This is a genomic window from Bdellovibrio bacteriovorus str. Tiberius, assembly GCF_000317895.1.
Classification (GTDB): domain Bacteria; phylum Bdellovibrionota; class Bdellovibrionia; order Bdellovibrionales; family Bdellovibrionaceae; genus Bdellovibrio; species Bdellovibrio bacteriovorus_F.
Window position 1 is genome coordinate 2,813,302 of sequence record NC_019567.1, and the last position, 20,565, is coordinate 2,833,866.

At 50.7% G+C, this 20,565-nt stretch carries 24 protein-coding genes; 12 read left to right on the forward strand and 12 right to left on the reverse strand.

Annotation, left to right across the window (positions count from 1 at the left end; translation table 11 throughout):
• The first annotated feature begins 26 nt into the window (after positions 1–26).
• The 3 genes from BDT_RS13350 (at position 27) to BDT_RS13360 (ending at position 2,589) form a co-directional block, all read left to right on the forward strand.
• Entirely contained in the window at positions 27–1,334 is a 1,308-nt protein-coding gene (locus BDT_RS13350) for a hypothetical protein (RefSeq protein WP_041577867.1), read from the forward strand.
• 9 nt (positions 1,335–1,343) lie between these two features.
• A complete protein-coding gene (locus tag BDT_RS13355) occupies positions 1,344–2,039 on the forward strand; it encodes a hypothetical protein (RefSeq protein WP_015091774.1) in 696 nt (231 codons plus the stop codon).
• Positions 2,040–2,139: 100 nt separating this feature from the next.
• Positions 2,140–2,589: a hypothetical protein gene (locus tag BDT_RS13360; RefSeq protein ID WP_080602410.1), complete on the forward strand. Its 450-nt coding sequence runs from the start codon at positions 2,140–2,142 to the stop codon at positions 2,587–2,589.
• Here BDT_RS13360 and BDT_RS13365 read toward each other — a convergent pair whose 3' ends face one another.
• From BDT_RS13365 to BDT_RS13390, 6 genes are all read right to left on the reverse strand, one after another.
• Positions 2,590–3,390, reverse strand: a complete 801-nt coding sequence (locus tag BDT_RS13365) for an ABC transporter ATP-binding protein (RefSeq protein WP_015091776.1) — start codon at positions 3,388–3,390, stop codon at positions 2,590–2,592.
• On the reverse strand, positions 3,390–4,211 hold the full coding sequence (locus BDT_RS13370; protein ID WP_015091777.1) for an ABC transporter permease: 822 nt from the start codon (positions 4,209–4,211) through the stop codon (positions 3,390–3,392). Before BDT_RS13370 ends, BDT_RS13365 begins: the two co-directional genes overlap by 1 nt.
• Positions 4,212–4,217: 6 nt before the next feature.
• The gene (locus BDT_RS13375; RefSeq protein ID WP_041578367.1) at positions 4,218–5,204 is read right to left on the reverse strand and encodes an ABC transporter substrate-binding protein; all 987 of its coding nucleotides are present in this window, start codon (positions 5,202–5,204) and stop codon (positions 4,218–4,220) included.
• A 329-nt stretch (positions 5,205–5,533) separates the two neighbouring features.
• A complete protein-coding gene (gene hutU / locus BDT_RS13380; protein WP_041577868.1) occupies positions 5,534–7,180 on the reverse strand; it encodes a urocanate hydratase in 1,647 nt (548 codons plus the stop codon).
• 61 nt (positions 7,181–7,241) lie between these two features.
• Entirely contained in the window at positions 7,242–8,777 is a 1,536-nt protein-coding gene (hutH, locus tag BDT_RS13385) for a histidine ammonia-lyase (protein WP_015091780.1), read from the reverse strand.
• Between the two features lie 198 nt (positions 8,778–8,975).
• On the reverse strand, positions 8,976–9,497 hold the full coding sequence (locus tag BDT_RS13390; protein WP_015091781.1) for an outer membrane beta-barrel protein: 522 nt from the start codon (positions 9,495–9,497) through the stop codon (positions 8,976–8,978).
• A gap of 134 nt (positions 9,498–9,631) precedes the next feature.
• On the opposite strand from BDT_RS13390, the gene BDT_RS13395 reads away from it, so the two are divergent.
• Positions 9,632–10,171 (forward strand): NUDIX domain-containing protein, encoded by a 540-nt coding sequence (locus tag BDT_RS13395; RefSeq protein ID WP_051026315.1) that lies wholly within the window; start codon positions 9,632–9,634, stop codon positions 10,169–10,171.
• On the opposite strand, the gene rpe is transcribed toward BDT_RS13395, so the two are convergent.
• From rpe to lptG, 4 genes are read right to left on the reverse strand one after another with little or no spacing between them, the layout of a single operon-like run.
• Positions 10,117–10,749 (reverse strand): ribulose-phosphate 3-epimerase, encoded by a 633-nt coding sequence (rpe, locus tag BDT_RS13400; RefSeq protein WP_015091782.1) that lies wholly within the window; start codon positions 10,747–10,749, stop codon positions 10,117–10,119. The genes BDT_RS13395 and rpe overlap by 55 nt on opposite strands.
• Position 10,750: 1 nt before the next feature.
• Positions 10,751–11,707, reverse strand: coding sequence for a methionyl-tRNA formyltransferase (fmt, locus tag BDT_RS13405; protein ID WP_015091783.1), 957 nt, complete (start codon positions 11,705–11,707; stop codon positions 10,751–10,753).
• A complete protein-coding gene (gene def, locus BDT_RS13410; protein ID WP_015091784.1) occupies positions 11,704–12,309 on the reverse strand; it encodes a peptide deformylase in 606 nt (201 codons plus the stop codon). The genes fmt and def overlap by 4 nt, the downstream gene beginning before the upstream one ends.
• Before the next feature lie 27 nt (positions 12,310–12,336).
• Positions 12,337–13,416 carry an LPS export ABC transporter permease LptG gene (gene lptG, locus BDT_RS13415; RefSeq protein WP_041577869.1) on the reverse strand — a complete coding sequence of 360 codons (1,080 nt, stop codon included), beginning with the start codon at positions 13,414–13,416 and terminating at the stop codon, positions 12,337–12,339.
• Between the two features lie 54 nt (positions 13,417–13,470).
• Between lptG and BDT_RS13420 the strand changes: the two genes are divergently transcribed.
• The 6 genes from BDT_RS13420 to BDT_RS13445 are packed head-to-tail and all read left to right on the forward strand — an operon-like array spanning position 13,471 to position 18,009.
• A complete protein-coding gene (locus BDT_RS13420) occupies positions 13,471–14,571 on the forward strand; it encodes a response regulator (protein ID WP_268742048.1) in 1,101 nt (366 codons plus the stop codon).
• Positions 14,572–14,620: 49 nt separating this feature from the next.
• Positions 14,621–15,445, forward strand: a complete 825-nt coding sequence (nadC, locus tag BDT_RS13425) for a carboxylating nicotinate-nucleotide diphosphorylase (protein WP_015091787.1) — start codon at positions 14,621–14,623, stop codon at positions 15,443–15,445.
• Positions 15,445–16,200, forward strand: coding sequence for a biotin--[acetyl-CoA-carboxylase] ligase (locus BDT_RS13430; RefSeq protein WP_015091788.1), 756 nt, complete (start codon positions 15,445–15,447; stop codon positions 16,198–16,200). The genes nadC and BDT_RS13430 overlap by 1 nt, the downstream gene beginning before the upstream one ends.
• 12 nt (positions 16,201–16,212) lie before the next feature.
• Positions 16,213–16,764 carry a thioredoxin family protein gene (locus BDT_RS13435; RefSeq protein WP_015091789.1) on the forward strand — a complete coding sequence of 184 codons (552 nt, stop codon included), beginning with the start codon at positions 16,213–16,215 and terminating at the stop codon, positions 16,762–16,764.
• Between the two features lie 4 nt (positions 16,765–16,768).
• Positions 16,769–17,305, forward strand: coding sequence for a GyrI-like domain-containing protein (locus tag BDT_RS13440; protein ID WP_041577871.1), 537 nt, complete (start codon positions 16,769–16,771; stop codon positions 17,303–17,305).
• Complete coding sequence (locus BDT_RS13445) at positions 17,305–18,009, forward strand: cell wall hydrolase (protein WP_015091791.1); 705 nt, start codon at positions 17,305–17,307, stop codon at positions 18,007–18,009. Before BDT_RS13440 ends, BDT_RS13445 begins: the two co-directional genes overlap by 1 nt.
• On the opposite strand, the gene BDT_RS13450 is transcribed toward BDT_RS13445, so the two are convergent.
• Positions 18,006–18,725, reverse strand: a complete 720-nt coding sequence (locus tag BDT_RS13450) for an SIMPL domain-containing protein (RefSeq protein WP_235046130.1) — start codon at positions 18,723–18,725, stop codon at positions 18,006–18,008. The genes BDT_RS13445 and BDT_RS13450 overlap by 4 nt on opposite strands.
• Positions 18,726–18,855: 130 nt before the next feature.
• Between BDT_RS13450 and BDT_RS13455 the strand changes: the two genes are divergently transcribed.
• A complete protein-coding gene (locus BDT_RS13455) occupies positions 18,856–19,500 on the forward strand; it encodes an OmpA family protein (RefSeq protein ID WP_015091793.1) in 645 nt (214 codons plus the stop codon).
• 151 nt (positions 19,501–19,651) lie between these two features.
• Positions 19,652–19,972 carry a hypothetical protein gene (locus BDT_RS13460; protein ID WP_015091794.1) on the forward strand — a complete coding sequence of 107 codons (321 nt, stop codon included), beginning with the start codon at positions 19,652–19,654 and terminating at the stop codon, positions 19,970–19,972.
• On the opposite strand, the gene BDT_RS13465 is transcribed toward BDT_RS13460, so the two are convergent.
• The gene (locus BDT_RS13465) at positions 19,973–20,563 is read right to left on the reverse strand and encodes a histidine phosphatase family protein (protein ID WP_015091795.1); all 591 of its coding nucleotides are present in this window, start codon (positions 20,561–20,563) and stop codon (positions 19,973–19,975) included.
• Between the last annotated feature and the right edge of the window lie 2 nt (positions 20,564–20,565).

Below are 20,565 nucleotides of genomic sequence, written 5' to 3' on the forward strand. Positions count from 1 at the left end.
CCCGGTGTAACACTCGAGGGGGTAAAATGCTTCGTAGTCTCTTAGTTTCTGTAATGTTGTTGATGGGAACCGCAGCCAACGCGGCTGTTTGGAATGAAGTCAACGAATGGTCCCAAGCTTATGAAGACCGTTATGCGGAATGGGTTCGTGCTGAATGGCGCACGGATTTCTTTTCTCGCAAGGCTTTGCGCAACGGCCAAACCAATCCATATTATGGCCTGCGTGTAGACTGTGCTGACACTGTTTATTCCATGCGTATTATCTTCGCCTATGAAAACCGCCTGCCCTTCGTGGCTCAGGATCCTACGGCGGCTGGTAAAACCATCTCTAACAAAATGAGCCGTTGGGATGGCCAAAGCGAAAATCAGCGCGTGCGCAACTTCCTTTGGTATATCTATGGTGTGATGTCCACGCGTTCTCTTCCGAACGACACTTATCCGGTGGCAATCAACCGTAACACGATCCGCTCTGGCGGCTTGATGGCGACCAGCAAAAAAAACCACCACTCCTGGACGATCAAAGAAATCCTGCCGATCGGTGTTCCGTATCTGGTTTACAACTCTGTTGTTGGCGCGAATTCTGGTTTCGGCCTGCAAGAACGTCAGTCCTGGCCAAATCCGGACTGGGTGTTTGAGGGCGATTACTCTGTGAACAGCGGCGCGGGCTTCCGTTACTGGAGACCGGCTTCTGCGTTGAATAAACCAGTATGGCAGTCCCCAGGCTACAGCGATGAACAGTTCAAGATTCCTTTGAACAAATGGGTTCGCCACGTGCAAAGCCGTCTGGCTCTGCGCCAGGAAACCGATGACCAGTTGGTCGCTCGTCTGATCAAAACCACTTGTTCTGGTTTCGCGGACCGTGTGACTTCCATCAATGAAGGTCTGGACTATTTGAAGCGCAACAACAAGTGCATGGACTATGCAACTTATGACACGTACTCCACGCCAAACCGTGACCGTCGTATCTTTGACGATTTCATGTCTTTGCGTCGCGCTTACAAAGAAATCCTGCAAATCAACGGTGGTAATCAGTTGAGCTCTTCCACAAAAGCTCAATTGGACAAAATCTTCCCGGCGATTTCTTTGTCTGCGGCTCAGGAAACTTCCCGTATGGCAGCTCAGGCAGTGACTTCGGCTTCCGTGTGCGTGGTGGATTACCTTCCAGGCCGCAAAATGGATCTGGCAGAGTTCAAACGCCGTTTGTTCCAGGGTCTGATTTCCAACAATCCACATGACGGTGGTGAGTACCGCTGGGGTGAGGCTCGTGGGCCTTCGCAGCGTGCAAGAACCTGCCAATCATGGGACCATTGGGCTCCAGATTTAACTCAGGAATAAAAAGGAACTATGAGATCGACTAAACTTAGCACATGGATCACTTGGGGCCTGGTGCTTTTTGCACTGGGCGTGGCAACGGACTATTACTTCCTGCATATCCTTTTCCATCAAAAGCAGCAGGAAGCTTTGCAAGTGGCGGAAGGTGAACAGGCCGCAGCGACGACGGAAACCCCGGCGACCACCGCAGGCGATGACAGCTTCCTGGGTGAAAAAGGCAATGCGCAAGTTCAGCACGATTCCGGTAAAGACACCTTCTTGCCGTCTTTGCAGACCTGTGCTCCGGAAGTGGCGGCTCAAGCGATCGCCACCCCGGAAGCTTTGATGGAATACCTGCAAAAAAGCGTCGGTATTGCCAAGGAGGAAATCTCTCTTGAAAACTACCACCTGACTTTGCCGGACGGATCATTGCGCCGCGTGCACCTGATCACCGCTGACAACACCAATGCGAAAGACAAAGTGGAAATCCGCTTCTTCAAATTGGATGCTGAAGGTTACCCAGAGCGTCTGACCCTGAAAGGCGATGAGACTTTGGAGTCCCTGCTTGCTTTGGGTAAAGTCAGCAAACACGAAGTGAAGTCTGTCCTGGAACTAAAAGACAAGACCACCGTGAATCTGGAAAAGCATGACAACGTCGTGTTCGAATTCCAGTACAACAACCACGGTAAAATTCTGTCCTGCCGTTACAAAGAGTGCCTTTGCCAATAAGACTCAGGACCTGCCTTAGGTCCTGACCGGCATTAATAATCCGTCACAATATTTCAATCCACAGACCCTCTGTTAAGATTAAACCCAGAGGGTCTATTGCATGACAAAAAGCGGTTCATTTTTGCACAGCCGAAGCTTGTGGGTCTATTACACCCTCTTTTTTTCGGGCTCGCTGGTCCTTGTGTACCAAGCGCTGAACTGGGAGATCATTGGCGATTCCGTCAACTTCCTGTGTCTGCTGTTTCTTATGAATGGCCTGCTGGCGCGCAGATTCATCCACATTCTGGAAAACTCTTTGCTGATGACCCTGGGGTATATCCTGCCGCTCTTGATTCGTAACAGCTTGAAGCTGTCCTACACCGAAGCCCCCTCGATCAAAGAGTTCTTAAATCTGGCGTTCGTGTCCACGACGACGACACTAGTTTTGGGAATTGGTTTTTCATTCTTGGGGATGCTGCTGCATCACTTCGGACACAAACTGCACCAAATGAGCCGAAGCCGCGTGACCACAAACAACAGTGTGACCACCGGCTCCCCTACGGACGAATAATCAGTCTCCGGTCGAACCCGCCATCTGGGCCATCTCAAAGCGATTTTGCTCTGCCATCACCATCTGTGACAGTTCACGTTTCAGATTATTAAAATCAACGTCTGCGGGATTGCGCGGACGCGGGATTTGCACAATCACGTCTTTTTTCACTGTGCCCGGACGATAGCTCATCACGATAATGCGATCAGCGAGGTAAATGGCCTCTTCAATACTGTGAGTGACGAACACGACGGTTTTTTTCAGCTCGCTCCAGATCTTCAACAATTCATCCTGCAGGCTTCTGCGGGTTAAAGCATCCAGCGCCCCGAACGGTTCATCCATCAGCATGATCGGCGGATCCAGGGCCAATACGCGGGCAATAGCCACACGCTGCCTCATCCCCCCGGAAAGATCTTTCGGGAAGCGTTTACGGAAGTCCGTAAGCTTCAGCGTCTTCAAAAGCTGCTGCAGCTTTTGTTCTATCTGATCTGGTGGCGCGTTTTTGATTTTCAGACCGAAGGTGATGTTGTCCTCGACCGTCATCCATGGGAATAGAGCATACTCTTGAAACACCATACCGCGATCAGGTCCAGGCTCGACGATCTTATGCCCCCCGACGAAGACATCCCCGTCAGAAGGCGCCGAGAACCCTGCAATAGCATTCAAAAGAGTGCTCTTGCCACAACCCGACGGTCCCAACAGACACACGAACTGACCTTCCGGGATATTGAAATCAATATCCTTCAGGGCAATCACATCCTGCTCGGATCCTTTGAAAACTTTGGAAACATGCTTGATTTCGATTTGAGTTGGATTCGCCATTATTCAAGACCTCGATGCCAGCGCAGCAGATAGTTATTCAAACGGCTGACGACAGTGTCGATCGCAAGCCCCAACAGACCGATAGAGAACATTCCGGCGATGATCTTGTCAGACCAGAAGTACTCACGTGCCTCCAGAATGCGATACCCCAGCCCGTTGTTCACCGCGATCATTTCGGCCACGATCATACAGATGAAACCAGTCCCGATACCGATGCGCACACCGCTCAGGATGTACGGCATCGCTGCCGGCACGATGATTTTTCTGAACATCAGGAAAGATCCCGCACCCAGGTTTTTACCGGCACGGATATAGATACTGTCCACAGCACGCACACCCACAATGGTATTCATCAAAACCGGGAAGAACGCCCCCAGAGCAATCAGGAACACGGCCGGAGGATTCCCCAACCCGAACCACAAGATCGCCAAAGGAATGTAAGCAATCGGCGGGATCGGACGCAAAACCTGAATCAGCGGATTCATATAATCATAAATACGCTGGCTTGCGCCCATTAAAAGACCCAGCGGCAAAGCCAGCCCCCCACCGATCACAAAGCCCAGGAACACACGATAAAAGCTTTCCCAAAGATCGCGAATCAATTCGCCTGAAAAATACCAGGCAAACTTTGAACCTTGCGCCGGATCGTAAGCTTCAAGTGGCATCAGGTACTGATACCATTTTACAAGCACTGCCGAAGGCGCCGGAAGGACCTGAGGATTCACCCAACCTGCTCGCACCACGACTTCCCACACAATCACCACAATCGCCGGCACCCAGACACCTTTGAGCTTCGACATCAATCCTTGATCCTTATTCATACTCACCTACTTCACGCCCAATGCTTTCTTCGCATCAGCCAACAGATCCAGTTTCACCCAGTCAGAAGCTTTGGGTGGCTTCTGCATGCGGCCCACGCCGTATTTCACCATAAAGTCCGTGGTGATCTGGATGTGTTCTACAGTCAGGTCATAAGTGTAGGGAGAGTTTCCGATCGCATCCTTGAAATCCTGGGATGAAATCTGGTTTTTGAACATTTTCTCGATCACATATTTTTCAGCCAGTTCAGGTTTTTCAATGAAGGCTTTGGTTGCTTCCACGAAGCACTTCATGAATCTTTCAGCGACAGGCTTTTTGGTGTTGTACATCTTTTCCGTCATCACCAAAGTACGGATCGGTTCACCCATTGGAGTGTCATAAGGTTTCAACAGCTCCACACCGAAGCCCTTATTAATAGCTTGAGAAGCTTGTGGTTCGCTCTGTGCCATGGCGTCGATGTTCTTTGCCTGCAAGGCCTGATTCAAATCGGCGAAGGCCATGTACACGATACGCACGTCTTTACCCGGCTGGTCGGACCAGGTCAGGTTGTGCTTGGCAAGTTCTGCCAACAACAACAACTCCTGCGCCCCACCACGAGCCACACCGACTTTTTTACCTTTAAAGTCTTTCACTGATTTGATGCCTACATCCGGACGAATCACGATGCGCGCGCCACCTTCAGCAAAGCCAGCCACGGCATAGATAGGCACTCCACCGGAACGACCGGCAATCGCCGCATCCGCGGCACTGGCAGCCACGTCAATTTCACCCGCGATGATCGCCGGCATGATATCAATGCCTTTTGCGAACACACGCTCGGTCACTTTCAAGTTGTACTTGGTGCAGTATTCGCTCATGTAACTGATGGCACCATAGTGAGCGAACTTCAGATTCCCGACGCGCACAACGTCAGGAGTTTGAGCCTTGGCTTCAAAGTTAAACAGAAACAAAAGTAACAAAGCAAATAAACTAATCAGCAGCTTCACTGCTTTCATATTTACAGGGCGAGAGATCGCCACTGCTTTCGCTGTCGATTTCATAGGAGTCCTCCTAATAATTAAAGAGCATCATGTAATAATGGTCTGATGATTAGCAGAAGTTGGCAAGGCTTTCGGGTCTCATTTAAGGACGATGTGAATATGAGAAAGAAATCAGAGAGGACTCACAAAATTATTTTTTGTGAAATCACACAAAGCTTTTGAGGCCGAAATAAAAAGGCGCTGGAGAAATTCCAACGCCTTTGAATGATGCATTTATGTGATCACATACAGAGCTACTTCAGCTTTCGCACCTGCCGGTGCTGCAGCTCTGTCGGCAGTGCCGACTACAACCACAAACTGCGGACACCGCGTTCTTTTGCTACGTCGTGAGCCAATTCATAGCCCGCGTCCAAATGTCTAAATACACCCATTGCTGGATCGGCAGTTAACACTCTTTCCAGACGACGAGCGGCTTTTTCGGTGCCGTCAGCAACGATGACCTGACCGGCGTGCTGGCTGTAACCCATACCCACACCACCACCGTGGTGCAAGCTGACCCAAGTGGCACCGCAAGCGGTGTTCACAAGTGCGTTCAACAAAGCCCAGTCACTGACAGCGTCAGATCCGTCCTTCATCGCTTCCGTTTCACGATTCGGAGAAGCCACAGATCCGCAGTCCAAGTGATCTCGACCGATAACGATCGGCGCTTTCACTTTACCTTCAGCAACCAGTTGATTGAACATCAAGCCCGCTTTCGCACGCTCTCCGTACTCCAGCCAACAGATACGTGCTGGCAAGCCCTGGAAGGCAATGCGCTCTTCAGCCATGTCCAACCAGCGCAGAAGGTCTTTCTTGTGCGGGAATAGTTTTCTCATCGCATCGTCAGTGACCTTGATATCATTTGGATCACCCGACAAAGCCACCCAACGGAATGGACCCGAGCCTTTGCAGAACAAAGGACGGATGAACGCCGGAACGAAGCCTGGATAGTCGAATGCATTTTCAACGCCCGCTTCCTGAGCACGTGCGCGCAGGTTGTTACCATAGTCAAACGTCACAGCGCCGCGATCTTTCATCGCCAGCATGCCGCGAACGTGTTTTGCCATGGAATCATAAGCCGCTTTCAAATAAGCCTTTTGATCTTTTTCACGGAAGGTTTTTGCAGTCTCGACAGTGTAACCTTCTGGGATGTAGCCCACCAATGGATCGTGTGCGGATGTCTGATCTGTCAAAAGATCCGGAGTAAAGTTTTTTTCGATCAACTGGTGAATCACCGTGGCCATATTGCCCTGCAAAGCCACGGATTTCGCTTCACCGGCTGCCGTGTACTTTTTGATACGCGCCAAAGCATCGTCAAGATCTGTTGCCACTTCATCAATGTATTTGGTTTCAAGACGCTTCTGGATGCGAGTCGGATCGATCTCTACCGCCAGAACGCAGGCACCAGCAAACACACCGGCAAGTGGTTGTGCGCCACCCATGCCGCCCAAGCCCGCAGTCAGAATCACACGACCGGTCAGGTTGCCGCCAAAGTGCTGACGACCGGCTTCCACGAAGGACTCATAAGTCCCCTGGATGATCCCTTGAGTTCCGATGTAGATCCAGGAACCCGCCGTCATCTGACCGTACATCATCAGACCTTTTTTATCGAGTTCGTTGAAGTGCTCCCAAGTCGCCCATTTAGGCACAAGGTTGGAGTTCGCCAAAAGAACGCGAGGCGCATCTTCGTGAGTTTTCAAAATGCCGATGGGCTTACCAGACTGCACCAAAAGAGTCTCGTCATTTTCAAGCTCTTTCAAAGCTTCCAGGATCTTGTCGAAAGATTCCCAGTTGCGAGCCGCTTTACCGATACCACCGTAAACAACCAGTTCTTCCGGGTGCTCGGCAATCACCGGATCCAGATTGTTCTGAATCATGCGGTAAGCCGCTTCCTGCAACCACCCCTTACAAACCATCTTGTTCCCAGTAGGGGCTTTAACAACACGAGACATAAATCCTCCAAAAGGTACCTGCTTACTTTTGCATAAGCAGTGCGCTAGAAATTAAATTTAATTACCATTCCAATTCGCCGACAGCTTGCTCAACAACGGCCATCAACTCGCCAGACACCATCATGGCTTTGATCGCCTCGACGTCTTTAGAGAAAATGCGGTCTTCTTTTGCAAACGGCACAGTCTTGCGAATGTGATCGTGAGCGGCCTTAACGGCTGCTGAGGGCTTCAACGGAGCCAACAAATCCAAAGCCTGAGTTGCAGACAGCAATTCCATCGCCACCACGTTTTCCGCGTTACGAAGAATCTGCGCGAACTTACGGGCCGCAATAGTACCCATGGAAACGTGGTCTTCTTTTTCTGCAGACGTCGGAATGGAGTCCACGCTGGCCGGATGTGCCAGAACTTTATTTTCACTCACCAAAGAGGCTGCCGCCACCTGCACGATCATGTGACCGGAATTCAAGCCTCCGTTTGGAGTCAGGAATGGCGGAAGCTCACTCATTTGTGTAGAGATCATTTTGGAAATACGGCATTCGCTGATGCTTGCTTGGGAAGATAGCGCAATCCCCGCAAAATCCATCGCGTGCGCCACGGGCATACCGTGGAAGTTACCGCAGGAAAGAACTTTGTTCGCATCCGCAAATACCAGCGGGTTGTCCGTGGAGGAGTTCGCTTCAGTTTCCAAAACTTTCACCGCGTATCTTAGAGCATCTTTGGCTGCGCCGTGAACAGCCGGCATACAACGCAAAGAGTACGCATCCTGAACGCGCGGATCGTTCACCGCATGGCTTTCAGCGATCGGGCTGGTTTCGCCCATCAAACGAATCAAATTGCGGCCGGTCTTGCCTTCACCTGCGTGAGGGCGGCTGGCTTGAATCAACGGATCAAACGGTTTTCTGGAACCACGCAAGCCTTCCAAGGACATCGCGCCAGCCAGATCTGCCAGCCACAACAAGCGGCGATTTTCCCACAAAGACAAAAGACCGATGGATGTCATCACCTGACAACCATTGATCATGGAAAGACCTTCTTTGGCTTTCAGCTCCAGCGGAGTGATGCCTTTAGCTTTCAACAATTCAGTGACGTGCACGATCTTGCCGTCAGCTCCCCACGCTTCACCTTCACCGATGATGGTCAATGCCAGGTGAGAAAGCGGAGCCAAGTCACCCGACGCGCCCACGGACCCTTGAGAAGGAACCACCGGGATGATGTCGTTGTTCAGGAACTCAAGAATTTTTTCAACAACCAACGGACGAATACCGCTGTGGCCTTTAGCCAAAGCATTCGCACGCAGAACCATCATCGCACGCGTTTCCGTTTTAGTGAATGGAGCCCCAATACCCATCGAGTGGGAACGGATCAGATTTCTTTGCAGCTGTTCAATTTCAGCATCAGAGATACGAACGGAAGAAAATGCACCAAAGCCGGTGTTCACACCGTACATCACTTCACCGCTGGCGATACGACCCTCGATATAATCGCGGGACTTTTGCATATTGGCTCTTCCGGAAGCAGACAGCTCCGCTTTGATGGAAGGGTTGTGGGCAATTTGGTATAGGTTTTCAAGCGTGATATTCTCACCAGTAATTTGCATATTCTGAGCCTCTCTTAAGAAGCCCGCATCCTAGCAAAATCCCCGCAAAACTGGCAAAGAAAGGTGCCTGGTTGTTTTTTCTGGCTACGTCGCATTACGCGACTTGACGCGGCGACGCCAGAAAAAACAACCAGGCACCTTTTAAACGAAAAAAGCCACTCCGTTGGAGTGGCTTTTGGATTGGAATTTGTTTGGTTTTTAGAATTCCAGAGGCAGGGATACGGAAACAACGACGGATTCGTTTTTAGCGTCGATATCAACGCCGTCAACTTCGTCGAATGTTTCTTTCAGATATTCCACGTTCAAAGAAAGGAATGGCAGACCCGTGAAGCCTACGCCCAATTTAGTCGCTTTACCTTTCATCTTGCCGCTGTCCTCAAGATCGACGTCGTTCATGAAGCCATAACCCAGCCATGCGCGAACAAGGATCGGGAAATCAAGACCAACCACACCGTAGACTGTTGTTCTTTTTGCAGTCTCATCGCTGCCAGTGTCTGGCTTGAAAGTGCCGCTCAAACCTAATGTGCCATCAAGACCCGCCCAGAACATCACCGGGGATCTGTACGCCAAACGCACACCCAACTGAGTTCCGTCGATTTTCCCATCTGGATCTGTGGTTTTACCCATTTCATAGCCAAGATACGGCTCTAGCAGAATATCTGCGTGAGATACGCTCCCGAAACCCATAACAACAGCCAACATGACCAAGAGCTTTTTCATAAAGTCTTCTCCTTTTGTAACCCAAAAAATTTAGGCATCCTTTAGAATTTTGAAGAGACTCTTTCGCAGGGTCAACGACCGAAACCCCACCCTACCGAAAGCCCAGTCCAGACACACACGACCTTGGAGCGCTTATGTTACGAAGTTACAAAGATGACCGCGAATACTACGCCTCATTGCCAAAAAAACGCATCGGAGTGGGCGCACTGCTGTTCTATAAAGGGGATCTTTTGATCGTTCAACCCACCTACAACCCGGCCTGGATCCTTCCCGGCGGAACCGTCGAAGCCGAAGAATCCCCCAGCGAAGCCCTGCAACGCGAATTAAAGGAAGAGCTCGGATTAAACACTCAAGCCGGCTCGCTGCTGGCCATCGACTATGTCAGCAACCGCGACGTCAAAGGCGAATACATGCAACTGCTTTTTTCTGCCAAAGATCTCACAGAACATCAGGCGCAAAACATCCGCCTGCCCATGTATGAAATTAAAGATTTCAAATTTGTCGCCCTTGAAAAGGCACTGGAAATGCTCACCCCGCTTGTCAGCCGCCGCGTGCACAGCGTGATGCTGGCGCAGGAACAAGAACTGGGAGCTGTTTATTTGGAAGAGGGCCGTGCGTTTTACGACCCTTTAAGACTGGCGATCGCCGAACCGTATTCTTTGCCAAAGACATAACTGCCGGCAACGAATACATCCGCCTCGTGGCAGATCCTCGCGGTTTCAGCATTGATGCCGCCATCAACCTCAATCAGGCAGGACAAGTTCTTGGATGAAATTTCCTGACGCAGACGAGTGATTTTCGCGACCTGATCATTCATGAAGGACTGACCACCAAAGCCAGGCTCTACGGTCATCACCAGCACCAGCTCACACAATGGCAATAAAGGCAGAACCTCTTCCACCGCCGTGCGCGGACGCAGAGTGATTCCGGGTTTTGCGCCCAATTCACGAATGCGTTTCAAAGTCCCTGCGGCGTCTTTGGTGGATTCCACGTGAATGGTCAGATAGTCACTGCCCGCTTTCACGAATTCTTCCACATAGCGCTCGGGTTCTTCGATCATCAGATGCACATCCAAAGGAAGTGGCGACACTTTTTTCAGCGCCTTCACCACCGGGATTCCAATGGTGATATTCGGCACAAAGCGCCCATCCATCACATCCACGTGAATCCAATCGGCTCCTGCCGCAGCCACGGCCTTGATCTCTTTTTCAAGATTGGCAAAATCCGCCGACAAAATGGAAGGAGCCACCATCTTAGACGCCAAGCTGATCCCCCGCTTTCAAGGCATGACCTTTCAGGAAATCAGCAATCGCCATGCGGTTACGGCTTTCAGGCTGAACTTCAAACAATTGCAAAACACCGTCACCGGTCGCAACAGAAATATGATCTTCGTGAACGGCCGTGATCGTGCCGGGCTTGGCACTGCCAATAGAACCGCCATCACGAGTGATGGTGGCTTTGTGCAATTTCAGTTTTTTCCCCTGCAACAAAGTATAGGTGCCCGGGCCATAGACAAAGCCGCGGATCTTTCCGTCGATCGCTTTGGCAGAAGTGCTCCAGTCGATCTGGGATTCCATCTTTTCGATTTTTTTCGCCAGCGTCACCTTGGATTCATCCTGAGGTGTTGGCGCAAGATTGCCACGAACATAGTCCATCAGTTCCACTTGCAGAAGTTCCGCACCCAACTGGGCCAGCACATCGTGCAACTGCAATGCGTTCATGTCCGGAGTGATTTTCACACGACGAATGCCGATGATGTCACCGGCATCCAGTTTTTTAACCATCTTCTGCAGGGTCACGCCGCTTTCGACGTCACCGGCTTCGATGGCTCTTTGGATCGGAGCCGCCCCACGCCAGCGTGGCAAAACAGATCCATGCACATTCACGCAACCAAAGCGGAATGAATCCAAAAATTCCTGCGTCAGGATTTGACCAAAGGCCACGACAACCGCCACCTCGGCACCCCAGGTTTTGATTTCCTGAAGCATCAGGGGATTGGCTTTCAAAGACTCGGGCGCCAGAACCTTCAGATTGTGGGCTTGAGCCAGAGCTTTTACGGGACTTGGAGTCAGTTGGAGTTTACGACCGGCAGGACGGTCAGGCTGGGTGACAACACCCACGACCTCAAAGTGCTCATCAGACAACAGAGCTTTCAAAGAGGTCACGGCAAATTCAGGGGTTCCTAGAAAACAGACGCGGACCTTGCTCACACTTCACACTTTTCTTCGTCAGCAGTTGTCTCTTCGCCTTCTTTTTCTTTTTTTACCGGGTAACCAAATTTCTTGATTTGATTTTTGATTTTGTTGCCCTTGATGAAGCTCAGGTGATCGATGAACAAAGTGCCTTCAAGGTGATCCATCTCGTGCTGCATGCAGATTGCAAGCAAACCGTCGGTTTTCACGATGTACTCTTTGCCATTCACGTCGAACGCTTTCATTTCGATGTAATTAAAGCGCTGAACGGTTTCATAATAACCAGGAATGGACAAACAGCCTTCATCGAAAGTTGTTTTGCCTTCGCCTTTGACGATTTCCGGGTTGATCAGAATCAACGGCTGTTTCACAGCGGCCTCAAGTTCCGTCATTTCTTCGTATTTATAACGGCGGCCTTTTTCGTCTTTGGGACGAGTGTCGATCACCACCATGCGAACCAGCTCGCCCACTTGCGGAGCTGCCAGACCGATCCCGTTGGCGTGGTACATAGTCTCAACCATGTCTTCAGCCAATTTGGCGATTTCAGGTCCAAAGGATTCAACCGGTTGCGAAACTTCACGCAACTTCGGGTCTGGGAATGTGAGGATTTTCATGATCATAAGGGCCTCCGGGAGGCCCCCATTATATCAGCGTTTCAGCTTTTTGAGAAGAACGAAGGCCACTCCCAACATAACTATGTTGGGAGCCCAAGCCGCCGCGACCGGAGGCAGGGTCCCGTGCTGCCCTAAAGTAATCCCGGACGAATAGAACACGTAATAGGCGAAAACCAGGGCCAGACAGATCCCGACATTCAGCATGGTGCCCCCGGACCGGGCCCGACCCACACTGAAAGGAATACCCAACAGGCACATGACCATGCCGGCAAAGGCAAAGCTGATTTTGGAATGATAATCCACCTCGTAAGCCACTGTATCCAGGCCCGCCGCCTTATTCTTGTCGATAAAGTGCTCAAGCTCTTTTTGCGACATCATATCGGCGGTCTGACCGGCACTTTGCAGGTCCTTGGAATCCTCGGCCATCACGATGCTTTTGGTCTTAAACGGACTGGTCAGCGGGAAGCTTGAGTCCTTGTTAAAGATCGTCACTGTCCCCTGCTCCAGCAGCCATTGGGCGCCTTGGATTTTCACCTCGGCCGCTGTGATCATCTGCACCAGGTCCCATTCATCGCTGAAGAAGTACATGGTCAAACCTTGCGCCCCGTCCCCTTTGGCATTCAGGGTTTTGATATTGAAAATCGAGTTTTTAGAGCGGTACCAGATTCGGTCCGTGCGGATCGTGGAAAAACGATGCGGCTCTTTTTTCAGGTCATAGTACAGGATGTAGTTCTTTTGTTTGGTCGCGCGGGGCAGAACCCGGTCCGCCGCCATGTAACCCAAAGCCGAAATCACCGCCACCAAAAGCAGCATCGGAACCGCGATACGAATCAGGCTCATCCCGCTGGCAAATAACGCAACGAGTTCATTGGCTTTATTCAGGCTGGTCAGCGTCAGGATCACCCCCAGCAAACAGGCCACCGGCAACAATTGCGAGATAATTCCTGGGAACGAATACAGGTAATAATTCACCAATGCTGAGGGAGCGACGTCCTTGTAATTGACCATTGTGGACATCGCGTCAACAGCAGTGAACAGAGTCAAAAACACCAGAAGGCCACCGACGAAGTAACCCACGAAGAGCCAAGCTGTATAACGATCGATCCTATTCACGGCAAATCCCTTAAACTCATTGACTGGCGGCGGAAATCCAATTTAACTTTGATTATGGCTTTACGCGTCTTGCTTGCAGATGAGAGTTCCACAATCAAAAAAGTAATGCAACTGGCATTGTCTGACTTCGGGGTTGAAGTTAAATCAGTCCCCGTGGGTCTTGACGTATTGCAAGTTACAAAGACCTTCAAGCCGGATATCGTATTCGCCGATGTGTTGTTAACCAAACGTTCAGGTTACGAAGTTTGCGCGGACCTGAAAAACGACGCTGAAACCGTCAATGTACCAGTGGTGCTGATGTGGAGCGGTTTCATGGAAATCGACGAAGCCAAAGCCACCGAATGCCGTGCGGACCGTCGCCTGGAAAAACCTTTCGATGCCGATCATCTGCGCTCTCTGGTGTCTGATCTGGTACAAAAAACGAAATCCAATCCAGTTTCCAACTTCCTGACTTTCCCGGAAATGCCGGAGTTTGAAGAAACTCCAGCAGAAAACGCCCCTGCAACAGAGCAGAACGTTTACGCTATTCCAGAGGAAAAAAGCGATTTCCTGAACATCCCGGAAATCGACAGTGAAGAAGCCAACCTGCTGGAGGTTTCCGGCGAGGAATTTTCGGCAGTTCCGCTGACCAATCCCAAAGCGGAAGACGAGCACGACGAGGGCGGCTGGGCTCATCAGGATCTGACCAAATTCAAAATCCAGATCCCTGAAACTGACAGCAACGACTTTGCCTCCAAATTTGTGATCCCTCAGGATGACGAGCTTTCCGGCCACATCGAGATGGATGGCGACTTTGAAGAAATCAGTTTTGTGAAATCCGCTCCGGAAGTGACTAAAACCAAAGCGCCATCGGCTGCTGCGGACTCCTTCATTTCCAACGTGGAAAAATCCGTCAAAGATCAAATGATGGAAACCCTCAAAAAGGGTGCAACAAAAGTCACCACTACTGGCGCGGCCCCACAGCCCGCTTCTAATGCTAAGCCCAATACTCAATCCAAGATGGACTTAGACCCCAATATGATGGAAAAGATTATCCGTGAGGAAGCTCGCGAAGTGATCGAATCCATCTGCTGGAAGGTCCTTCCGGAGATTGCTGAGCGTATCGTGCGCGAAGAAATCAAAAAAATCCTCCGCGAAACTGAAAAGTCCATTTAAGAGGCCGTCCTTACAGCGTCGACCTCTTTGCAAGTAAGAGGTCTTAATTATGACGTTGCTGGAGCTGATCCGCGCTGCCATCAAAGAAGACATGCCTCATGGCGATGTCACCACTGAATCCCTGGCCCTGAAACCCCGTATCGGACGTGCCCGTCTGAAAGCAAAGGAAGACATTGTTCTTTCCGGCGCCATGGCTTTTGAACAGTCCATGCAGGCTTTGGAACCCACCTGCCGTATCAAGTGGCACTTTGAAGAAGGCGATGAAATTCTTAAGAATCAAATCATCTGCACGATCGAAGGCGATCTGGTGCAAATCCTGAAAGCCGAGCGCGTGGCTTTGAACTTCCTGGGTCACCTGTCCGGGATTGCAACTCACACTCGCCGTTTCGTGAAAAAAATCGAAGGCTCCAAAACCAAAATTCTCGACACCCGCAAAACGACTCCGGCCTTCCGTGATCTGGAAAAGCGCGCCGTGGTTCACGGTGGTGGCGTCAATCACCGCATGAATCTGAGCGATGCCATCCTGATCAAGGACAATCACATCTCTGTCATGGGCGGGATCACCAACGCGATCAATCGCGTGCGTGAACACAGCAATCTTCCAATTGAAGTGGAAGCGGGCAACGTGGAAGACGTTAAGGAAGCAGTGTCCATGAAGGCGCACCGAATCCTTCTGGACAACATGGACAACGACACTTTGAAAAAAGCTCTGGAAGTAATCCCCGCCGAAGTTGAAACCGAAGCCAGCGGCAATATGAATCTGGAGCGCGTGGCTTCCGTGGCCGCGCTGGGCGTGAACTATATCTCTGTCGGTGCGTTGACTCACTCGGCTCCGTGTGCGGACGTCAGCCTTGTCTTCCAGTGGGAGGACTAATGGCGAAGGACAATCCAGCTTCTGACATTCGCATTGGACACGTCACTTCCCAGTGGGCCGAAGGCAATCACCTGTACGTGGCTTATCAAAAAGAAATGACCAGCACCAACGCCGTCGCCAAGGAAGAGGCTTTTGCCGAAAGCCTGTTGGAAGAATCTTTGTGCCTTTATGTGACGGACCACCAGACCGCGGGTCGTGGTCGTGGCAAGAACACGTGGATTGATGCGCGTCCGGGCAGTTCTCTTCTAAGCTCCTGGTCTTATCTTTTGGGTATTAAACCTCAGCCGACCACATCCTGCCTTATTGGTCTTGCAGTGTATCGTGCATGCTCGACGACCTGGCCGTTTTTGGCTTGGAATCTGAAAGCTCCGAATGACATTTATATCGGCGACAAAAAAATCGCCGGCATTCTGTTAGAAAATGTCGCGCAAGGTGATGAGGTTCGTCTGGTGATCGGTTTGGGTTTGAATGTCACCGATTCTCCGGAAGACGTCGACACGGCGACCAGCCTGATTGAATCTTTGCCTGCGGGCGCACCGCTATTGGGTCAGGACTATATGGCGTTCCTGGATCGTCTGATGTTTGAACTGACGGATGCTGTTTCACACGCAGAAGAATCTTTAAGCCCTACAGATCAACTTTCTTTGCTGACAGCTTTGAACCAGCATCCTTTGCTGAAAGAAAAGTACACAGGCATGGAAGCAGACGGCAGTCTGTTGATTGGTGATAAAAAAATCAACTGGTCCACACTGTAAGGAATTTGCACGATGGCACTGACTTTCACCCCTTTTCCGGATCTTGGAAACAAATGCCCTGACTTCACTCTGCCCGCAGTGGATGGCAAAACTTATTCGCTGAAAGATTTCAGCAATGGTCAGCCTTTGGTGGTGATGTTCATCTGCAATCACTGTCCGTATGTGCAGGCGATTGAAGACCGCTTGATCCATCTGGGTCATGATTTGAAAAAACAAAATGTGAATGTGATTGCCATTTGTGCCAACGACGAAGAAAGCCACAACCGCGAAGACTCCTTCGAGAATCTGCAAAAACGCGCTCAAGAAAAAGGCTATCCGTTCGTTTACCTGCACGACAAATCCCAGGCTGCGGCTCACGCTTTCGGAGCGGTGTGCACACCGGATTATTTTGTGTACGACAAGGACCTGAAGCTTTCTTACCGCGGACGCCTGGATGATTCCTGGAAAGACGCTGCGAAAGTGACCAAACGCGAGTTGTTTGACGCCGTTCAAACACTTTTGAAAAACGATAAAGTATCTGAAGAACAAACAGCCTCTATGGGCTGCTCTATCAAGTGGGTTTAAGACGATGAAGTATATTTTGGTATTTGTTGCAGTAACGATGATTTCTTTCGGCCTTTTCCTGGCGAATTATCTGGGCGCCTTCAAAGGCGTTGATATTTCCGAATCTGTTCAGGGTCCTTTCAAGATCGTTTACGTTGAACACGTGGGTCCTTACCACAAAGTGAACAAACAGCTTGAGCGTATTGAAAAGTACATGACCTCCCAGAATATGACCTGCGGCCGCACCTTCGGTGAATACCTGGACGATCCACAAGTCGTGGAAGAAGCTCGCCTGCGCTCTAAAGTGGGCTGCATCATCACTGGCGAACCACCACAACTTGTGGAAGGCCTGCAAGTGGGCGAAATCCCCGAGCGCAAGTACGTGATGGCGGTATTCACCGGGTCCCCGGGCATCGGGCCTTTGAAAGTTTACCCACGCGTGAATGACTTCATGGTAAAACAAAACTTAAAACAAACTGGCGCCGTGATTGAGATCTACGAGATCCACTCCATCACCGAGAAAAACGCCATGACCACCACTTACCTGTTCCCGGTTCAATAATGAAAGCGGTGGTTTTATCCGCACTGCTGCTGACCTCGGGGCTGGCTTATGCCGAAGCCCCTTGTCCGACCAGCTGCCAGGGGCCGTCTTCGACCCCGGATAAAATCACCCTGTCCAAAATTGAGTCCACCCCTGCCTGTCTGACGCGTAAAAATGATGAAAGCAACGAACAGATCGTCCAGCGTGAAAAGCTCACGGACTTTGAAGTGCTGGCGCGTCTGGTGTTTGCGGAAGGCATTTCGACCAATCTGGAAAAGTGCGCCAAATACGAAGACTCCCTGTTTGCCAGCCTTGCCTGGGGTGTGCAAAACCGCGTGGCGCTGGCAGAAGCCCAGCCCCGTTACGCCAAACAGTTTGGCAAGGGTCTGCACGGGGTGATCTTCAAGAAAGCCCAGTTCAATCCGGCAGTTTCTAAAAAATCGACTTATTCAAAACTTTTCCTGTGCCCAAGTGAACACCCGCAATGGCAGAAGTTCTGGGAGCTTTCCAAAAAAGCCGCCGATCAGGCGCTATCCCACCCGCAGAAAAATCCGCTGCCAAAATCCGTGACTCATTTTTATTATCCGCAAAGCACTCAGGCGACGAATCCACCCGTAGCGTGGGCTGACCTGAACAAAGATGCCGCCAAAAAGGCGTACATGAAGGACGTCAAAATTGAAGGCACCCGCTATAGCAACGAGTGCATTCAATTCTTTTCTTACTAGTTGATCTCGTATTCCGCAGTCACTTCGACACGAACTTTGATCTGACCCGCGGCCACATCAGTGGAAGCCGCTTCCGCCATCATTTTGGCGCCGCCAAAGTTTCTGAACACCGGTTGTGGAGGCAAGCCGCCAGAAACACCGTGGCTGATCTTGGAAACACCTTTGATCTTCACACCGGCCGCCTTGGCAATTTCATCAGCCTTGGTGCGGGTCGCACGAACGGCTTCACCCAAGGTCGCAGTTTCTGTCTGATCGCGCTTGTCAGAATCCCAGGAAAGTGACGACACGTTGACACCTGCATCCATGGTCTTTTTCTCGGCCACCAGGGCGTCCAGGAAGTTCCCGGCGTCTTCAACCTTACGCAAAGTCACCGTCAAAGACTGGGACACACGGAATCCGACCATTTTATTCTGACGAAGTTTTTGATCGTATTCATATTCCGGATTCAAAGAATAGTTGTCGGTCTGGATGTCTTCTTTTTTGATCTTGAAGTCTTCCAGAGTTTTTCTTACCTGTTTGAATTGGTTAGCCGCCAACCCTTGAGCTTGCTTCGCCGTAGAGGCTTTGCTCCAGACTTCGATATTGAGGTTGACCAAATTCGGGTCCAGTCCTCGCTCCGCAAAACCGCTCACGACGATATAGCGATTGTCGGCCAAAGCTTGGGCACCGGACACCATACAGACAGCCATAAGGCCTGCCAAAACGTACTGCTTCATTCTTCTCCCCTTTCCTTGGGTCAAAACACTAGCATAAGGGAGGGAATGTTTTAGGACAAGCTGCTTCAAGGATTGCGAACTAACAAAGTTCAGTCATAATTGGAGGCTCAACTTTCAAGGAGTTCCCCAAATGAAAAAGATGCTTTTGATCGGCACAGCAGTAGCAATGATGCTTTCTGGCTGCGCGACCACACAAGAAAACCCAAACACAGCTAAAGGTGCTGGTATCGGTGCGGCGATTGGTGCTGTTGCAGGTGCGGTGATTGGTCACCAAACTGGTAAACGCAACGAAGGCGCTTTGATTGGCGCAGCGTTGGGTGCTGGTATCGGTGGTACCGTTGGTCACCGTTTGGATAAACAACAAAAAGAACTGGCGAAAATCGCTGAAACCAAAAGAACTGAACAGGGTCTGATCACGAAGCTGAAAAGCGACATCCTGTTTGACACTGGTAAAGCTGATTTGAAACCAGCGGCGCAAACCAACATCAACCAGTTGGCTGCCATCATGAAGAAATATCCAGAGAACGTGCTGACTGTTAAAGGTTACACTGACGACACTGGTACTCAGATGGTGAACAACCCATTGTCTGAACAGCGTGCAAAAGCCGTCAGCGCTCAATTGATCGCTTCTGGTGTCCCTGCACAAACAGTGACTTCTGTTGGTATGGGTGCATTGAACCCAGTTGACCCAGCGAAAACGAAAGAAGCGCGTGCTAAAAACCGCCGCGTGGAAATCGAAATCACTGTGGACGAATCCAAAGTTCCTAAGTCCTAGTTTTCAAAAATAAAAAGGCCCGATTCCTTCGGGCCTTTTTGCTGACTCTCAGCACACACATCCCGTGTAAGTTACCACTTCAATTGTTCCCATTTCCCCAACAATAAAACCGTGCCCTACACTTCCTCTAAATCATTCAGAGGAGTTTCCCATGGCATTTGGAATTGTTCATTTTTTCCCGAACGGCACAAAACAACAATACGACGCCACCTTGGCGGCTGTGCATCCGGACCGAAGCACATTGCCCAAAGGTCAGCTGTATCATGCCGCCGGAGAGTCTGACGGTGGATGGACCGTCATCGCGATCCATGATTCACAGGAAAGCTGGGAAGAATTCCGCGATGACGTTCTGATGCCTCGCCTGTCCAAAGGGATCCAAGGAGGCTTCACCACACCTCCGCAAGAGCAGAGCTTTGAGATTTACTATGAAAAAGAAATCCGCCAAAGTGCGGGACGCGAAGCCAGTTTGTAATTAAGTGGTTAGAGGCAGATTCAGTTCACGAATCTGCAACCCCTCACGGCTTGAATACATCAGCACTTGGGCGCAGTCTTTTTGGATTTTAAAGGGACGCTTGGAATTCAAGTCCCAGCGGTGAGCCATTGCCAAGGCTACCAAAATAACTCCCTTATGGGTGACGACCACGGAATCTTTGTGCCGCAGCTCAAGCTCGTCCAGCCAGGATTCCAAACGATCGGCCACCTGCTGGTAAGTTTCTCCCCCCGGCGGCCCCGAGTCCCACCCCTGCCAACCATAGGACGGCGGTGAAAAATCCTGTCCCTGACGGATACTTTCTACAAACTCACCTTCCCAGCGGCCAAAATCCGTCTCGATCAGACGAGAATCAACATGAACAGGCCGTTCCGGAAACAAAATACCGGCGGTTTCCCGCGCTCGTTGCAGAGGGCTTGAGAAAAGATCATAGTGAATCCAACGTTCCGTCAAATTCCACCTGCCAAGATCATTCTTCGCAGCTTCCGTCAGAGGAATATCCGTGCGCCCCTGATAACGATTCAGGTCGTTCCACTCTGTGGCGCCGTGACGGATAAGAACGATTTCAATCATAT

Coding starts and splice junctions, on each gene's coding strand:
- BDT_RS13455 (WP_015091793.1), top strand. CDS start 18,856: ATGAAAAAGATGCTTTTGATCGGCACAGCAGTAGCAATGATGCTTTCT.
- BDT_RS13460 (WP_015091794.1), top strand. CDS start 19,652: ATGGCATTTGGAATTGTTCATTTTTTCCCGAACGGCACAAAACAACAA.
- BDT_RS13445 (WP_015091791.1), top strand. CDS start 17,305: ATGAAAGCGGTGGTTTTATCCGCACTGCTGCTGACCTCGGGGCTGGCT.
- rpe (WP_015091782.1), bottom strand. CDS start 10,749: ATGGTGGCTCCTTCCATTTTGTCGGCGGATTTTGCCAATCTTGAAAAA.
- BDT_RS13430 (WP_015091788.1), top strand. CDS start 15,445: ATGGCGAAGGACAATCCAGCTTCTGACATTCGCATTGGACACGTCACT.
- nadC (WP_015091787.1), top strand. CDS start 14,621: ATGACGTTGCTGGAGCTGATCCGCGCTGCCATCAAAGAAGACATGCCT.
- hutH (WP_015091780.1), bottom strand. CDS start 8,777: ATGCAAATTACTGGTGAGAATATCACGCTTGAAAACCTATACCAAATT.
- hutU (WP_041577868.1), bottom strand. CDS start 7,180: ATGTCTCGTGTTGTTAAAGCCCCTACTGGGAACAAGATGGTTTGTAAG.
- BDT_RS13390 (WP_015091781.1), bottom strand. CDS start 9,497: ATGAAAAAGCTCTTGGTCATGTTGGCTGTTGTTATGGGTTTCGGGAGC.
- BDT_RS13440 (WP_041577871.1), top strand. CDS start 16,769: ATGAAGTATATTTTGGTATTTGTTGCAGTAACGATGATTTCTTTCGGC.
- BDT_RS13360 (WP_080602410.1), top strand. CDS start 2,140: ATGACAAAAAGCGGTTCATTTTTGCACAGCCGAAGCTTGTGGGTCTAT.
- BDT_RS13395 (WP_051026315.1), top strand. CDS start 9,632: ATGTTACGAAGTTACAAAGATGACCGCGAATACTACGCCTCATTGCCA.
- def (WP_015091784.1), bottom strand. CDS start 12,309: ATGATCATGAAAATCCTCACATTCCCAGACCCGAAGTTGCGTGAAGTT.
- BDT_RS13370 (WP_015091777.1), bottom strand. CDS start 4,211: ATGAATAAGGATCAAGGATTGATGTCGAAGCTCAAAGGTGTCTGGGTG.
- BDT_RS13365 (WP_015091776.1), bottom strand. CDS start 3,390: ATGGCGAATCCAACTCAAATCGAAATCAAGCATGTTTCCAAAGTTTTC.
- BDT_RS13450 (WP_235046130.1), bottom strand. CDS start 18,725: ATGAAGCAGTACGTTTTGGCAGGCCTTATGGCTGTCTGTATGGTGTCC.
- BDT_RS13420 (WP_268742048.1), top strand. CDS start 13,471: ATGGCTTTACGCGTCTTGCTTGCAGATGAGAGTTCCACAATCAAAAAA.
- BDT_RS13465 (WP_015091795.1), bottom strand. CDS start 20,563: ATGATTGAAATCGTTCTTATCCGTCACGGCGCCACAGAGTGGAACGAC.
- BDT_RS13355 (WP_015091774.1), top strand. CDS start 1,344: ATGAGATCGACTAAACTTAGCACATGGATCACTTGGGGCCTGGTGCTT.
- BDT_RS13435 (WP_015091789.1), top strand. CDS start 16,213: ATGGCACTGACTTTCACCCCTTTTCCGGATCTTGGAAACAAATGCCCT.
- BDT_RS13350 (WP_041577867.1), top strand. CDS start 27: ATGCTTCGTAGTCTCTTAGTTTCTGTAATGTTGTTGATGGGAACCGCA.
- BDT_RS13375 (WP_041578367.1), bottom strand. CDS start 5,204: ATGAAAGCAGTGAAGCTGCTGATTAGTTTATTTGCTTTGTTACTTTTG.